Below are 15,015 nucleotides of genomic sequence, written 5' to 3'. Positions count from 1 at the left end.
TTTTGCTCGGCGCAGAAGCAGCAGTGGTCGGTGGCGGTGGTGTGCAGGTTGCCGGACTGTAAGCCGTGCCAGAGTGCTTCCTGATGCCCACGCGGGCGGAACGGCGGGCTCATCACGTAACCGGCGGCGGTTTGCCAGTCGGGGTGCTGGTACACGCTGTCATCCAGCAGCAAGTGCCCGGCGAGCACTTCGCCGTAGACCGGCTGGCCTTTGCCACGGGCGTAGGTGATTTCATCCAGTGCCTCCTGGGTCGACACATGCACCAGGTACAACGGCGTGCCGATGGTCTCGGCGATGCGAATGGCGCGGCTGGCGGCCTCACCTTCCACCTGGGACGGACGCGACAGTGGATGCGCTTCCGGCCCGGTAATGCCCTGGGCCATCAACTTGCGTTGCAGGTGATACACCAGTTCACCGTTCTCTGCGTGCACCGTCGGCACCGCGCCCAGTTCCAGGCAGCGTTCGAAGCTGGCGACCAAGGTGTCATCCGCCGCCATGATTGCGTTCTTGTAGGCCATGAAGTGCTTGAAGCTGTTGATGCCATGGTGGCTGACCAACTCGGCCATCTCCTCGCGCACCTGCTCGCTCCACCAGGTGATCGCCACGTGAAAACCGTAGTCGGAGGCGGATTTTTCCGCCCAGCCGCGCCACTGGTGAAAAGCCTCCATCAGCGATTGCTGCGGGTTTGGAATCACGAAGTCGATGATCGAGGTGGTGCCACCTGCCAGACCCGCCGCCGTGCCACTGAAAAAGTCTTCACTGGCCACAGTGCCCATGAAGGGCAGTTGCATGTGCGTATGCGGGTCGATGCCGCCGGGCATCAAGTATTGGCCGCTGCCATCGAGTGTTTCAGTGCCGGCGGGCACCTCCAGATTAGTGCCAATAGCGCGAATTAGACCGCCTGCGCATAACACATCGGCGCGGTAACTTTCATCATGGGTAATAACGGTGGCGCCACGGATCAACAGCGACATGTCGAGTTCCTCACAGGCTTGACCGGCTTGTGCCAGTTCTAAGTGTTGTAATGCTGCTTGCCGATGCAGGGTTTAATCCTGTCATCGGTGACAGGAATAGAAACTAGCCCGAGTTTTTAGAATGGGCAAGAAGATTTTTTATAAGTATATATCGTAATTAAGTTGTTGATTTATAAGGATAAAAACTAAAAATCACCAAAATGTAGCGCCCCTTCACCATTTTGACGCACTTGACAGGTTCTTGAATTGAGCAACATTTCTTATTGCAAATCAGGCGCTTGAGACATGCCGCTTGACGGCGTGGGTAAATAAAAATAATTGTGTTGCACCAGATTGAGTCCTGACAGTTCGGGCAACTTTCGCGTTATTTAGCCTGAGTAAGGCGACAAGTACCCAGGGCACAATCGGAAAGCTGATAAACATCAGCGAGTTATATAAGCGGTGCGGGTTCAGATGCGGTTGTCGGCACGGATTTTGAGTGCAGTGGCGGCTGGCCGAGCCCGTGATGTCATGTTGTTTACGAGGTACTCCGGCCATCCGGCGCCACGCGCTGGATGAGCAACAATAATTTTAAAAAAAACCGTGGAGCGGCCATGCAACAGAACAGATCGCAAGTCATTGAACGCAACGGCCTGTATGAACTCGACGCCGGCCCCGACGTCCTCGACAGCCCGCGCTACAACCACGACATGGCACCGACCAAGGTGCATGAACGCACCTGGAACAAGTGGCACATCACTGCGCTGTGGGTCGGTATGTCGATCTGCGTGCCGACCTACACCCTGGGCGGGGTGCTCACCGCCTATTTCGGGCTGTCGGTGGGCGAGGCGCTGATCGCGATTTTGCTCGCCAACATCGTGGTGCTGATCCCGCTGACCCTTAACGCCTTCCCGGGTACCAAGTACGGCATTCCGTTTCCGGTGCTGTTGCGTTCGTCCTTCGGCATCCTCGGCTCCAACGTGCCGTGCCTGATTCGCGCGCTGGTGGCCTGTGGCTGGTTTGGCATCCAGACGATGTTCGGCGGGCTGGCGATTCACCTGTTCCTGGGCTCGATTTTCGAAGGCTGGAAGTCCCTTGGTGGCACCGGTGAAGTGATCGGCTTCATGATTTTCTGGACCCTGAACCTGTGGGTGGTGCTGCGCGGCGCCGAGTCGATCAAGCGCCTGGAAACCTTGTCGGCGCCGCTGCTGGTGGCGGTGGGAATAGGCTTGCTGGTGTGGGCGATGCCGAATGTGTCGCTGAGTGAACTGATGGCGATTCCACCCAAGCGCCCCGAAGGCGCAAGCCTCACCGGTTACTTCATGGCCGGGCTGACAGCCATGGTCGGGTTCTGGGCCACCTTGTCGCTGAACATTCCCGACTTCAGCCGCTACGCCAAAAGCCAGAAGGACCAGATTCTCGGGCAGATTTTCGGCCTGCCGCTGACCATGTTCCTGTTCGCCGCCCTCGGCGTGATCATGACCGCGGCGTCGGTGAAGCTGGTGGGTGTCAGCGTCTCCGATCCCGTCACCCTGATCGGGCACATTCAGAGTCCGGTGTGGGTGGCCATCGCCATGGCGCTGATCATCATCGCCACCTTGTCCACCAACACCGCCGCGAACATCGTCTCGCCCACCAACGACTTCCAGAACATCGCGCCCAAGCTGATCAACCGCACCACGGCGGTGATTCTTACCGGCCTGGTCGGGCTCGCGTTGATGGCCCACGAACTGCTGAAAAAACTCGGGCTGATCGTCTCGAATGTGAGCCTGGAAACCGTGTATTCCAACTGGTTGCTGGGCTACTCCAGCCTGCTCGGCCCGATCGCCGGGATCATGGTGGTGGACTATTTCATCACGCGCAAACAGCAGTTGGACCTGGCCGGTTTGTACCGCGATGACGTGTACCCGGCGTGGAACTGGAGCGGCTTTGTTGCCTTCGGCGTGCCGGTGGTGCTGACCTTGCTGTCGCTGAGCAGTGATGCGTTCAGCTGGTTTTACAGCTACGGCTGGTTCACCGGCTCGGCGTTGGGTGGGGTGCTGTATTACGGCCTGAATGCCAAGCGTGGCATCAGACCGGTCGCCGCCAAATCACCTGTGTAAATGCGGTCACTGTGGGAGCTGGCTTGTCGAGTCGTCGCACCGCTGCGATTGCATCACCACGGTTCGGCGGGAATACCGAGTCGCCTGTATCGCAGGCAAGCCAGCTCCCACACAAGCCAGCTCCCACACAAGCTCGGTTCACATTGGATCGAGTTAAATCATAAGAAACACAGCCTGAGGAGATCCCCATGAACGCTGCCCTGGACGTTCTGCAATCGACCCATCAGCACATCAACCGCGACCGCCTGTGGCAGTCGTTGATGGACCTGGCCAAACTTGGCGCCACGCCCAAGGGCGGTGTTTGTCGCCTGGCCCTTACCGATCTCGACCGCAAGGCCCGCGACCTGTTTGTGCAGTGGTGTGAAGACGCGGGTTGCACCGTGACCATCGATGGCATCGGCAATATTTTCGCCCGGCGCCCTGGCCGCAATCCCAACCTTCCACCGGTGATGACCGGCAGCCATATCGACACCCAGCCTACGGGCGGCAAGTTCGACGGCTGCTTCGGCGTGCTGGCGGGCGTGGAAGTGCTGCGCACCCTCAATGACCTCAAGATCGAAACCGAAGCGCCGCTGGAAGTGGTGGTGTGGACCAACGAAGAAGGCTCACGCTTCCCGCCGTGCATGATGGGCTCGGGCGTGTTTGCCGAGAAATTCACTTTGGCCGATACCTTGGCCAAGGTTGATGTGGATGGCGTCAGCGTGGGCGATGCGTTGAATGCGATTGGCTATGCGGGCACGCGTGCTGTCAGTGGACACAAGGTGGGCGCGTATTTCGAAGCGCATATCGAGCAAGGCCCGATTCTGGAGGACGAGAAGAAAACCATCGGCGTGGTGCTGGGGGCATTGGGGCAGAAGTGGTTCGACCTGAAACTGCGCGGTGTTGAGGCGCATGCGGGGCCGACGCCGATGCACCTGCGCAAGGATGCTTTGGTGGGTGCGGCCGCCGTGGTGGCGGCGGTGAATGCCGCGGCGTTGGGGCATCAACCCCATGCGTGCGGCACTGTCGGTTGCCTGCAAGCCTACCCAGGCTCACGCAACGTGATCCCCGGTGAAGTGCGCATGACGTTGGACTTCCGTCACCTGGAACCGGCGCGGCTGGATTCGATGATTGCGCAGGTGCGCAAGGTGATCGATGAGACCTGTGCCAAGCATGGGCTGACGTTCGAGCTGGAACGCACTGCTGACTTCCCGCCGTTGTACTTCGACAAAGGCTGCGTGGACGCGGTGCGCGATGCGGCGAACGGGTTGGGCTTGTCGAACATGGATATCGTCAGCGGGGCAGGGCACGACGCGATCTTTGTCGCTGAACTGGGCCCGGCGGGGATGATCTTCGTGCCATGTGAAGGAGGTATCAGCCATAACGAAATCGAGAATGCCGCGCCGGATGATCTGGCGGCAGGGTGTGCCGTCTTGCTGCGGGCGATGGTGGCGGCGTCGGCGGCGATTGCCAGTGGGAAGCTTGCTGCCTGATAGGGGGCTATCGCAGTACAGGTATCTAAGCAACTTCTGTTGAATACAAAGTCTGTGGCAAGCGGGCTGTTGTGGCGAGCAGGCTTGCCCTGCGTTGGGCTGCGCAGCAGCCCCAAAAAACAGACGCAGAGTTGCAGATCGTTCCCACGCTCTGCGTGGGAATGCCGCTCTGGACGCTCTGCGTCCGCCCTTAAAGTCGTGACGCGGAGCGTCACCGGCTGCATACCCACGCGGAGCGTGGGGACGATCTACAGGGGAGTCTCAGGCGCCGGGTTGCCAGCCACCGCCGAGGGCCGTGACTAACCCTACACTCGCCTGCAATTGCCGCGTTTGCACCGCCTGCAAGGTCCGCTGCGCCTGCAACGCCGCGGTTTGCGCGGTCACCACATCCAGATAACTCACGGCCCCGGCCTGATAGCTGTTCATCGCCAATGCCTGCGTATGCTGCGCCGCATCCGCTGCCGCTTGCTCATCCTGGGCTTCCTGCTGCAGGTCCCGCAATTGCGCCAGGTTATCTTCCACCTCACGCACCGCTTTGAGCACATGGCTACGGTACTGCGCCGACGCCTCTTCAAACTCGGCCTTGGCCTGCCGTTCATTGGCGCTCAGCCGCCCACCATCAAAGATCGGCAGATTCACCAACGGCCCCAGCGCCCAGTAGCGGTTGCCGGCAGACAGCAGGTTGCCAACCCCTTGGGTCTGCCCACCGATTAACCCGGTGAGACTGAAATCCGGATACCACGCCGCCTTGGCCACGCCAATATTGGCATTGGCCGCGAACACCCGCCGTTCCGCCGCCGCAATGTCCGGACGACGTTGCAGCAGGTGGCTCGGCAGTTGCGATGGGATGCCCGGAAGGGCAATCAATTGCCGGCTTGGCGGCAACGTGAAGTTGCTGGCTGCCACACCCACCAATTCACCAATGGCGTGCTCGGTAAGGTTGCGTTGCCCGCGCACTTCATCCAGCTGGGCTTTGGCTTCGGCCAGTTGGTTTTGCGCACGGGTCAGGTCGAGTTCGGAAGCAATCTGGCCTTCGTATCGGCTGCGGGTCAGTTGCAGCGCCTGGCTGAAATCCTCCAGCGAGCTATTGAGGATACGAGTCTGCGCATCCAGGCCGTTGAGCTGCACATACAAGGTCGCCAGCTGATGCTGCAGGCTCAGGCGCGCCACCGCCAGGTCATCCCCGGAGGCTTGCGCCTGGGCATCGCCGGCCGCGACCTGGTTGCGGATCTTGCCCCACAGGTCCAGGTCGTAGCTCAGCGAAAACGCTGCGGTATTGCTGTTGTACACCGATGGCTGCGTATCGCCACGCAGCGGCCGCGAATCCGATTGCCGCTGGCGCAATGGCTGCGCGCTGGCGGTGATTTGCGGGAACAGCCCGGCATGCAATTGGCTGGCATACGCCTGGGACGCATCAAAGTGCGCCAGCGCCGCCGCCAGGTCCGGGTTGGCGTTGAGCAGTTGCTGTTGCAGGTCATTGAGGTGCGGGTCGTTGTAGAGCTTCCACCATTCGGGTGCCAGTTGGTCGGACGGTTGTGCGCTGTGCCACGGGCCATCGCTGGTCTGTTCGCGGTAGCCGGCCGGCAGGTCAACCGAGGGCACCTTGTAGGTGGGCGCCATCGAGCAACCCTGCAAGGCCAGCAGTACCAGCGCCGCGAGAGGGTTAAACCTTATGCGCATGCGCACCTCCGGCTTGGGCAAGCTCTACCGGGTCGCCTTCGCGCAGGGCGTCGGGCGGGTTGTCGACCACGCGGTCGGCGGGTTTGAGGCCCTGGTCGATCACCAGGCGTTCGCCCAGGTCCAGGCCGATGTGGATGTCTTGCAGGTGCACATGGTTCTGCGCGTCCAGCACCGCCACTTGGGTGCCTTGGGCGCGGAAGATCAAGGCGCTGGCCGGGATGCTCACGCCGTGGGTGTCGGCCGGGATTGGCAGCGTGGCTTCGGCGTAGTCACCGGGCAGCAACTCGCCGTTGGGGTTGTCGGCGACAAACTGCGCAAGCAGGGTGCCGGAACGGCGGTCGATGGCGGTGGAGTCGCCGATCAGGCGCGCCTTGAAGTGCTCGCCAGGGTGCTCGGGTACGGTCAGCTCGGCCTCAAGCCCAGGGTGGATCACCGACGCGTAGTTCTGCGGCACCGGCACATACAGACGCAGTTGGTGAGTGTCGGCGATGTTGAACAGTTCCGGGTCGCTGTCGGTGTCGGCCTTGATCAACTGGCCGATATCGGTGTTGCGCGCGGTGATGGTGCCGGCGAACGGAGCGCGGATGGTCTTGTAGCTTTCCAGCGCCGACAGCCGCGCATAGTCGGCAGCGGCGGCCTCGGCGTTGGCTTTGGCGGCAGCGGCGTTGGAGGTTTTTTCATCCGCCTCCTGACGCGACACCGAATGGCTGGCGAGCAGGTTCTGCCAGCGTGTGGCGGTGGTTGCGGCCAGGCGTGCGTTGGCCTGTTCCTGGAGCAGGCGCGCGTGGGTTTGCGCCAGTTGCTGGTCGAGGTCCGGGCTGTCGATTTCAGCGAGGATTTGCCCGGCTTTGACCTGGCTGCCGATGTCGACTTTCCAGTCCTTCAAGTAACCGCTCACCCGCGCATGGATCGGCGCCTTGCTCCAGGCGTCGAGGTGCGCGGGCAGGCGCAGGGTATCGCCGGCCGCGTTCTGCTTGGGCTGGAACACCATCACCTGAGGGATGGCGGCGGTTTCGGTCCAGGCCGTAACCGCCTCTTCGTGGGTGGTGCGGGCGTGCAGGCCGTTAGCGACCAACAGGGCGGCCAAGGTGAGGCCGCCGACACCCAGGAGCATCAGACGCTTGCGCGAGGGTTTGTGATCAGACGACATGTGAAGTTTCTCCAGCAGCTGCGCGAGTAGGGTGACGACCGTGGACCAGGCTGAAGACCACGGGTACAAACAACAATGTGGCGATGGTGGCGAAGATCAAGCCACCGATAACGGCGCGGCCGAGCGGGGCGTTCTGCTCCTCGGAAATCGCCAGCGGCAACATGCCGATGATCATCGCCAGGGCGGTCATGCACACCGGGCGGAAGCGCGTGTAACCGGCTTCCATGGCCGCCTTCAGCGCGTCGCCATGTTCGGCCAGGCGTTCACGGCAGAAGCTCACCACCAGGATTGAGTTAGCGGTAGCCACGCCCATACAGAGGATGGCGCCGGTGAGTGCCGGCACCGACAACGAGGTGCCGCTGAGGAACAGCATCCACACAATCCCCGCCAGTGCGGCCGGCAGTGCAGTGATGATCACAAACGGGTCAGCCCACGACTGGAAGTTGACCACGATCAGCAGGTAGATCAGCACCACGGCGCCGAGCAAGCCGAAGCTCAACCCGCTGAACGCTTCATGCAGCGCATCGATCTGCCCGTGCAGGCTGATCACCGCGCCTTTGGGGCGCATGGAGGCGGTGTCATCCAGCACTTTTTGCACGTCACGGGCCACGCCGCCGAGGTCGCGGCCTTGCACGTTGGCGTACAGGTCCAGGGTCGGCTCGATGTTGTAGTGGGTCACCACCGCCGGGCTTTGCACGCGAGAGATGCTCGCCACGCCGCCGAGGATTTGCGATTGCCCATCGGCACCGGTCACCGGCAAGGCTTCCAGTGACGGCAAGCTGTCGAGGCGGTATTGCGGGGTGGCGGCGACGATGGAGTACGACACGCCGTTGGCCGGGTTAAGCCAGAACGTCGGCGCCACCTGTGAGCTGCCGGCGAGCGAGGCAACCATGCTGTTGGTCACGTCACGCTCGGTGATGCCCAGGCCATTGGCACGCATACGGTCGACGTTCACTTGCAACGACGGGTAGCCGGTGGACTGCTGGATGCGCAGGTCGGCAATGCCCGGAATATGTTGCAGGCGGCGCTCCAGTTCGATGGCGTAGGCGCGGTTTTCCGCATCGCTGCGCCCGGAGATTTTCACGTCCAGCGGCGCCGGGGCACCGAAGTTGAGAATCTGGCTGCTGATGTCGGCAGGGAGGAACGCAAAGTGGCTGCCGGGGAAGCTTTGCGGCAAGGCTTCACGCAGTTTTTTCACGTAGTCGGCGGTCGGCGCGTGGTCCTTTTTCAAGCTGACCTGGATGTCGCCGTCCGGCGGGCCGATGGTGCCGCTGCTGCTGTAGGCCATGTCGATGCCGCTGAGCGGGATGCCGATGTTGTCGACGATGGTGTCGAGTTGCTCGGCCGGGATCACTTCGCGAATCCGCGCTTCAATGCGGTCGAACGCCGCCGCGCTTTCTTCAATACGCGTACCCAATGGCAGGCGCACATGCAGGGCAAGCGCTCCGGCGTCGGTGGCCGGGAAGAAGTCCTGGCCCAGGCTCGGCAACAGCAGGAACGAGGCCAGCACGCAGGCCAGGAAACCGACGATAAAGCGCTTGCGTGCGCCCAGCGCCAGGGTCAGCAGGCCGTGGTAGGTGTCACGGATATTCGAGAAATGGCGTTCGAAACCCTGCTGGAAGTTCAGCACCGATTGCAGCACACGGTTGCGCGGTTTCTTGTGCTGTTCACCTTCGTGATGGTTGATGAACTCATCTTCTGGGTGATGCCCAGGCCCTTGCTCCGGCGCGTGCGGCTTGAGCAGAAACATCGCCAGGGTCGGCACCAGGGTCCGCGAAAGAATGAACGAGCTGGCCATGGCGAAAATCACCGCCAGCGCCATCGGCCGGAACAGGTAACCGGCGATGCCTTGCAGCAGGAACATCGGCACAAACACGATGCAGATACACAGCAGCGACACAAACGCCGGGCCGACGATCTGCGCGGCGCCGTCGAGGATCGCGGTCTTCACCGCCTTGCCTTGTTCCAGGTGCCAGTTGATGTTTTCGATGGTCACCGTGGCATCGTCCACCAGAATCCCCACCGCCAATGCGAGCCCGCCGAGCGTCATCACGTTGAGGGTTTGCCCGGTGGCCGCCAGCAATGCAATGGCCGACAACACCGCCAACGGAATCGAGGCGGCGATGATCAAGGTGGAGCGCCAGCTGCCGAGGAACAGCAGGATCATCGCACTGGTCAGCAGCGCCGCGATGATGCCTTCCTGGGCCACGCTACCCACCGATTGTTTGACGAACACCGAGGCGTCGCCCAGCAGTGAGGTCTTCAGCGACGGTGGCAGGGTTTCATTGATGCGCGGCAGCATCTGGCGGATGCCGTCGATGATCGACAGAGTAGAGATACTGCCGTTTTTCAACGCTGGCATCAGCACCGCGCGATGGCCGTCGACGCGCACGATGTTGGTCTGCGGCGGCGAGCCGTCACGCACGTGGGCCACTTGGCCGATGGTGATGATTGCGCCGTCGACCGTCTTGATCGGCAGGTCGTTGAGCTCATCAATCGCCTTGGGGCTGTTGTTGAGCAGGATCGTGTATTCGTTGGGGCCGAGTTTGGCGGTACCCACTGGAATGATCTGGTTTTGCAGCGCCAGGGCGTTGCCCACGTCCTGTGCCGACAAGCCTTTGGCGGCCAGCGCCTGCGGGTCGAGGTCGAGGGTGATCTGGCGTTGCTTGCCACCCATTGGCGTGGGCATGGCCAGGCCGGGCAGGGCGCTCAAGGGCAGGCGGATATTGTTCTGTACCAGGTCGCGGATCTTGGCTTCCGAGAGGCTGGGGCTGGAAAACGCCAGTTGCAGGATCGGCACCGTGGAGGCGCTGTAGTTGAGGATCAGCGGCGGCGTGATGCCCGGTGGCATCTGCTTGAGCACGGTCTGTGACACGGCCGTGACTTGGGCGTTGGCGGTGCGGATATCCACACCCGGTTGGAAGAAGATTTTGACGATGCCCATGCCGGGCAGCGATTGCGATTCGATGTGTTCGATGTCGTTGACAGTGGTGCTCAAGGAGCGTTCGTAGGTGTAGATCACCCGACCGGCCATGGCGTCCGGCGACAGGCCGTTGTACTGCCAAACCACAGCGACGACGGGGATGCCGATATCGGGAAAAACATCCGTGGGGGTTCGTAGGGCCGCCATCGGCCCGATGATGCAGATGAATATGGCCAACACGATAAACGTGTAGGGCTTTTGCAGTGCGGTCTTTACCAGCCCGAGCATGCGTGAACCTCCGAGGGAGCAGGATTGCAAACCCCGGCAGTCTTGCCCGACCCACCTAACACGTACCTTTCAGCCAGGTGAAGGAACATTTAGTTAACGGCTGAAGATCGTTTCATATGTATTCATTTGTTCTACATAGGGCAGCTCTCCAAGCTTGTAACCCATCGGCGGCGATACAGTTGAATCGCCTTCAACGTTTTTACTGATGCCCTTTGGAGCCCTGCCATGTCATTCAAACCTCTGTTGTTGATCCCCGCGCTTGGTGTTGTTTTGTTGTTGTCAGCCTGCGCCGGCCCCATCCCTAAAGCTGACCCGAGCGAGGCATGGATTGGTCTGAAGGAAGAAGCGCCAAATGACCTGATGGCCGAGCGCGTCGACGGCCACCGCGTGGATGACGGTCGCTATTTTGAAGTGACGCCGGGGGACCATCGTTTGGATGTGACACTGTTTGAAGAAGAGCCGGGCGACGACAACCAGCAAGACTGCCAGGGCCGGGTCGAGTACAAGAACTTCAAGGCGGGTGAGCACTACACGCTGGTGGAATCCAGCCTGGGCACTACCGTGCGTGCCGTGCTCAAGGACGGTCGCGGCAAGGAAGTGGCCGCGACTCAAGACTTCAGTTGCATGCCTGGCTAGGCGTGATGCACCACGGCCTTGTGCGGCTTGGCGGGTGCAGCCGGTGTGACATGGGGGTGGTGATGCCGACGCGTTACGCGCATCACGCCCCACAGCATGGCGGCGGCTACTGACAGCCAACCGCAGACCAACAGGAAAATCGTTGTTGCAAGGCTCATTCTGGCCTCCTTTCGCCCCGCTGGGGGCACACACAGTCTTCTCAATGGACAGTCTAGCCAGCTGACGGTTGCGTGCTATTGACCAATGGTCGAATCGGTCCAACTTGTTGGCTATATCAGCAGCCTGTCGCTACTCCCTAAACGCGATTGGGCTATGATCTGGGCCCTTACCGGCCGTTGATCAAGAGAGTAAAAAATTGCGCTTACGCTCGAACGTTAAAACCTCCTTGCTGCTGGCGTGCGCCCTCGGGCTGGCGGCGTGTTCCGGGCACCCGTCGAAACTGGCGGGGTTGCCGGAGCGCGTTGAACTCACGGGTGTGCCGGCGTATCGCAGCGAGGCCTATCAGAGCGGTCCTTCAGCTTTAGCCAGCATGCTGTCGCAACAAGGCATTGTCATGACACCCGGCTTGCTGGACAAACCGCTGCACTTACCGGGTGGCGAGGCGAACCTTGAGCGCAATATGCAGGTGCTGGCGCGTGAATACGGGCTGATGGTGTACCCGCTGGACAGCCAGCTGACGGCCGTGCTGGCGCAAGTGGCGGCGGGTTACCCGGTGATGGCGCGGATCAACCCGAGCATGTGGTCGGGCACGCGTTATGTTGTGGTGGTGGGGTTCAATCAGCAGAAAAGCACCGTGCTGCTGCGCTCGGGCATGGACCGACGGCTGTTGATGAGCTTCAGTAATTTTGAGTCGGCGTGGAAGATCGCGGGGCACTGGGCGATTTTGACCCAGCGCCCGAGCCAGTTGCCGGCGAATGTGGATGTGCAGCGCTGGCGCGACTCTGCCAATGCCACGGCGCAGGCCGGGCAGGAGCAGGCGGCTGCGCAGGCGCTCAAGGTATTGGCGGAAAGAAAGTAAAAACGCTGAAGGCTATAGCCTGTGGGAGCTGGCTCCCACATTATTCAGCGGCGTACTTCAGCCGCGTTCGGGCGATTCTTCAGGTTCTTGTCGGCCTTGTAGCGCAAGGCCACGTCCGGCACCGAACCGCCGCGCCCGGTTTCGACCCAGTTGCGGATACGAGTGGCATCGGCAAAGTGGGTGAACTTGCCGAACGCATCAAGGATCACCAGCGATACCGGGCGGTTGCCCATGCTGGTCACCAGCACCAGGCAGTGGCCGGCCTGGTTGGTGAAGCCGGTCTTGGTCAGCTTGATATCCCAGTTGGCGCGGTTGATCAGGTGATCGGTGTTGGAGAAACCCAAGGTGTAGTTGGGCTTGCGGAACGCCACGGTCTTTTCCTTGGTGGTGCTCAGTTGGCTCAGCATCGGGTATTTACGCGCGGCGGCCAGCAGCTTGCTCAGGTCGCGGGCGGTGGACACGTTGTGAATCGACAGGCCGGTGGGCTCCACGTAGTGCGTGCTGGTCATGCCCAGTGCCTTGGCCTTGGCGTTCATCGCTGCAATAAACGCCGGGTAGCCGCCCGGGTAGTGGTGGGCCAGGCTGGCGGCGGCGCGGTTTTCCGAGGACATCAGGGCGATCAGCAGCATTTCCTTGCGCGGCATTTCGCTGCCGATTTTCACCCGGGAGAACACGCCTTTCATTTCTGGCGTGTCCTTGATGTTGATGTCGATGTACTCATCCATGTTCTGTTTGGCTTCGAGCACGATCAGGCCGGTCATCAGCTTGCTGACGGAGGCAATTGGCACCACCACGTCGGGGTTGCTGGAATAGATGACTTTGTTGGTCTGCAGGTCGACCAGGATGGCGCTGCCGGAAGCAATCTGCAGTTTTGAAGTATCACGCGGGGCGAGGGTGGTTTCGCTGGCGTGCGCGAAGGTGCCTGTAAATGCAAAAAATAGGCTGACAAGAGAGAGACGAATTTTCACGCGGGTGAACTCGCTAAAAAAGTAAGGAAAATGCCGTTCGAGAACGGTTTTTTGATAAATGCCGTTACATTTTAGGAGTATGGACGAAGAACTGTCGAATGTTCTTCTAGATCCAGACGAAAGTGCTTAAAAACTAAGAAAAAAGGGTTTTTAGCCATTCAATAAAAAGCCCTGCGATAAGGCAGGGCTTTTTCAGTACGGCAGGTTATTAGCCGTGCAGGCTTTCTGCGGCATACAGGGTGTTTTCCAGCAGGCACGCACGGGTCATCGGGCCGACACCGCCGGGTACCGGGGTGATCCAGCCGGCACGGGGCAGGGCGGTTTCGTACACCACGTCGCCGACCAGCTTGCCGTCGTCCTGACGGTTGATGCCCACATCGATCACGATCGCGCCTTCCTTGATCCACTCGCCCTTGACCAGGCCCGGCTTGCCCGCGGCAACCACCACCAGGTCGGCACGGCCAACATGGCCGGCGAGGTCTTTGGTGAAACGGTGGGTGACAGTCACGGTGCAGCCGGCCAGCAGCAGCTCCATGGCCATCGGGCGGCCAACAATGTTGGAGGCACCAACGACTACGGCATCCAGACCGTACAGATCGACGCCGGTGCTCTCCAGCAGGGTCATGATGCCCTTCGGGGTGCAGGGGCGCAGCAGCGGGATGCGTTGGGCCAGGCGGCCGACGTTATAGGGGTGGAAGCCGTCGACGTCTTTGTCCGGGCGGATGCGCTCCAACAGTTTGGAGGCGTCCAGGTGCTCGGGCAGTGGCAGTTGCAGCAGGATACCGTCAATGGCCGGGTCGTCGTTGAGGCCGTCGATCAGGTCGGTAAGCGCCTGCTGGGTGGTCTCGGAAGGCAAGTCGTAGGCCTTGGAAATAAAGCCGACCTCTTCACAGTCTTTACGCTTGTGCGAGACATAAACCTGAGAGGCAGGATCGCTGCCGACCAGGATCACCGCGAGGCCAGGCGTGCGCAGACCTTGCAGGCGGCGCTCGGTGACTCGTTTGGCGATCTGCTGGCGCAGGCTGGCGGCGATTGATTTGCCGTCGATAAGTTGTGCAGTCATTACGCGTGATTAACCATCGAGAGGGGGAAGAAAAGTGCGCGCATTCTCGCACGCCATGACGTGAGGGCAAAGGCGCTTGGTCTGCAAATTGCCCTAACCCCTTAAATAAAATCAGTTTTTTTCAAAAAAGATTTGACGGGTATCAAGGCCGTCTATACTATTCGTCGCACTTGTCGGGCACAGCCTAGCACTGGTTAAGAAGGTCGAGCAGATAGAGCTGTTCTGCAAGGCTGGAAGCACTTAGTTTGTAATCTTCAACGAGTACAGATTAATAAGGCGCCCGTAGCTCAGCTGGATAGAGCATCCGCCTTCTAAGCGGATGGTCGCAGGTTCGAGTCCTGCCGGGTGCGCCATTAGGCAGCTTTGGCACAAGTAGCGCTATATGGTGGGCGTAGCTCAGTTGGTAGAGCACGGGATTGTGACTCCCGTTGTCGAGGGTTCGATCCCCTTCGTCCACCCCATATTTAGAAAGGCGCCAGATTAATCATCTGGCGCCTTTGCTTTAAGAGTTTCAAGCGCGGATGTGGTGGAATTGGTAGACACACTGGATTTAGGTTCCAGCGCCGCGAGGCGTAAGAGTTCGAGTCTCTTCATCCGCACCAATTAAGCGTCACCCAGCCATCAGGCAGGGTGAGGCCAGACAAGGAAGTTGTTCGAGTTCCTTGTTGAAGCAATATGGTGGGCGTAGCTCAGTTGGTAGAGCACGGGATTGTGACTCCCGTTGTCGAGGGTTCGATCCCCTTCGTCCACCCCATATTTTAA

At 60.6% G+C, this 15,015-nt stretch carries 11 protein-coding genes and 4 tRNA genes; 8 read left to right on the top strand and 7 right to left on the bottom strand.

All coding sequences use genetic code 11. From position 1 onward, the window contains the following. Positions 1-974: amidohydrolase family protein (locus FEM54_RS08270; RefSeq protein WP_138450378.1), on the bottom strand; the 974-nt coding region annotated here is incomplete at its 3' end. A gap of 593 nt (positions 975-1,567) precedes the next feature. Here FEM54_RS08270 and FEM54_RS08265 point away from each other — a divergent pair. Together FEM54_RS08265 and FEM54_RS08260 are read left to right on the top strand one after the other, a co-directional pair. Next, positions 1,568-3,055 (top strand): NCS1 family nucleobase:cation symporter-1, encoded by a 1,488-nt coding sequence (locus FEM54_RS08265; protein ID WP_099550011.1) that lies wholly within the window; start codon positions 1,568-1,570, stop codon positions 3,053-3,055. 188 nt (positions 3,056-3,243) lie between these two features. Further along, on the top strand, positions 3,244-4,527 hold the full coding sequence (locus tag FEM54_RS08260; protein ID WP_138450376.1) for a Zn-dependent hydrolase: 1,284 nt from the start codon (positions 3,244-3,246) through the stop codon (positions 4,525-4,527). Positions 4,528-4,788: 261 nt separating this feature from the next. On the opposite strand, the gene FEM54_RS08255 is transcribed toward FEM54_RS08260, so the two are convergent. The 3 genes from FEM54_RS08255 to FEM54_RS08245 are packed head-to-tail and all read right to left on the bottom strand — an operon-like array spanning position 4,789 to position 10,568. Further along, positions 4,789-6,207, bottom strand: coding sequence for an efflux transporter outer membrane subunit (locus FEM54_RS08255; protein ID WP_138450374.1), 1,419 nt, complete (start codon positions 6,205-6,207; stop codon positions 4,789-4,791). Then, entirely contained in the window at positions 6,191-7,357 is a 1,167-nt protein-coding gene (locus FEM54_RS08250) for an efflux RND transporter periplasmic adaptor subunit (RefSeq protein ID WP_138450372.1), read from the bottom strand. The genes FEM54_RS08255 and FEM54_RS08250 overlap by 17 nt, the downstream gene beginning before the upstream one ends. Continuing rightward, positions 7,347-10,568 carry an efflux RND transporter permease subunit gene (locus tag FEM54_RS08245; RefSeq protein ID WP_138450371.1) on the bottom strand — a complete coding sequence of 1,074 codons (3,222 nt, stop codon included), beginning with the start codon at positions 10,566-10,568 and terminating at the stop codon, positions 7,347-7,349. The genes FEM54_RS08250 and FEM54_RS08245 overlap by 11 nt, the downstream gene beginning before the upstream one ends. Positions 10,569-10,793: 225 nt before the next feature. Between FEM54_RS08245 and FEM54_RS08240 the strand changes: the two genes are divergently transcribed. Beyond that, positions 10,794-11,204, top strand: a complete 411-nt coding sequence (locus tag FEM54_RS08240; protein WP_138450370.1) for a PA0061/PA0062 family lipoprotein — start codon at positions 10,794-10,796, stop codon at positions 11,202-11,204. On the opposite strand, the gene FEM54_RS33875 is transcribed toward FEM54_RS08240, so the two are convergent. Next, positions 11,201-11,362, bottom strand: coding sequence for a hypothetical protein (locus FEM54_RS33875; RefSeq protein ID WP_171045808.1), 162 nt, complete (start codon positions 11,360-11,362; stop codon positions 11,201-11,203). The two genes, FEM54_RS08240 and FEM54_RS33875, sit on opposite strands and share 4 nt — an antisense overlap. 197 nt (positions 11,363-11,559) lie before the next feature. On the opposite strand from FEM54_RS33875, the gene FEM54_RS08235 reads away from it, so the two are divergent. After that, positions 11,560-12,222 (top strand): peptidase C39 family protein, encoded by a 663-nt coding sequence (locus FEM54_RS08235; protein ID WP_138450369.1) that lies wholly within the window; start codon positions 11,560-11,562, stop codon positions 12,220-12,222. Between the two features lie 44 nt (positions 12,223-12,266). Here FEM54_RS08235 and pbpG read toward each other — a convergent pair whose 3' ends face one another. Together pbpG and folD are read right to left on the bottom strand one after the other, a co-directional pair. Next, the gene (pbpG, locus tag FEM54_RS08230; protein ID WP_017136460.1) at positions 12,267-13,190 is read right to left on the bottom strand and encodes a D-alanyl-D-alanine endopeptidase; all 924 of its coding nucleotides are present in this window, start codon (positions 13,188-13,190) and stop codon (positions 12,267-12,269) included. A 208-nt stretch (positions 13,191-13,398) separates the two neighbouring features. Further along, a complete protein-coding gene (gene folD, locus FEM54_RS08225) occupies positions 13,399-14,253 on the bottom strand; it encodes a bifunctional methylenetetrahydrofolate dehydrogenase/methenyltetrahydrofolate cyclohydrolase FolD (protein ID WP_017136461.1) in 855 nt (284 codons plus the stop codon). A gap of 276 nt (positions 14,254-14,529) precedes the next feature. Here folD and FEM54_RS08220 point away from each other — a divergent pair. The 4 genes from FEM54_RS08220 to FEM54_RS08205 all read left to right on the top strand — a co-directional run bounded on the left by FEM54_RS08220 (position 14,530) and on the right by FEM54_RS08205 (position 15,007). Continuing rightward, a tRNA-Arg gene (locus FEM54_RS08220) sits at positions 14,530-14,606 on the top strand. A 32-nt stretch (positions 14,607-14,638) separates the two neighbouring features. Next, a tRNA-His gene (locus FEM54_RS08215) sits at positions 14,639-14,714 on the top strand. A 56-nt stretch (positions 14,715-14,770) separates the two neighbouring features. Next, positions 14,771-14,855 (top strand) — tRNA-Leu (locus tag FEM54_RS08210). A gap of 76 nt (positions 14,856-14,931) precedes the next feature. After that, a tRNA-His gene (locus FEM54_RS08205) sits at positions 14,932-15,007 on the top strand. Positions 15,008-15,015 lie beyond the last annotated feature (8 nt).

This window comes from Pseudomonas edaphica (assembly GCF_005863185.1).
Taxonomy (GTDB): Bacteria; Pseudomonadota; Gammaproteobacteria; order Pseudomonadales; family Pseudomonadaceae; genus Aquipseudomonas; species Aquipseudomonas edaphica.
The sequence above is the reverse complement of the archived record's forward strand: the minus strand, read 5'-3'. Positions and strand labels throughout refer to the sequence as shown.

Excerpts from the sequence above, each read along its gene's own strand:
- FEM54_RS08265 (WP_099550011.1), top strand. The coding sequence starts at position 1,568 with ATGCAACAGAACAGATCGCAAGTCATTGAACGCAACGGCCTGTATGAA.
- FEM54_RS08255 (WP_138450374.1), bottom strand. The coding sequence starts at position 6,207 with ATGCGCATAAGGTTTAACCCTCTCGCGGCGCTGGTACTGCTGGCCTTG.
- FEM54_RS08245 (WP_138450371.1), bottom strand. The coding sequence starts at position 10,568 with ATGCTCGGGCTGGTAAAGACCGCACTGCAAAAGCCCTACACGTTTATC.
- FEM54_RS08250 (WP_138450372.1), bottom strand. The coding sequence starts at position 7,357 with ATGTCGTCTGATCACAAACCCTCGCGCAAGCGTCTGATGCTCCTGGGT.
- FEM54_RS08260 (WP_138450376.1), top strand. The coding sequence starts at position 3,244 with ATGAACGCTGCCCTGGACGTTCTGCAATCGACCCATCAGCACATCAAC.
- FEM54_RS33875 (WP_171045808.1), bottom strand. The coding sequence starts at position 11,362 with ATGAGCCTTGCAACAACGATTTTCCTGTTGGTCTGCGGTTGGCTGTCA.
- folD (WP_017136461.1), bottom strand. The coding sequence starts at position 14,253 with ATGACTGCACAACTTATCGACGGCAAATCAATCGCCGCCAGCCTGCGC.
- FEM54_RS08240 (WP_138450370.1), top strand. The coding sequence starts at position 10,794 with ATGTCATTCAAACCTCTGTTGTTGATCCCCGCGCTTGGTGTTGTTTTG.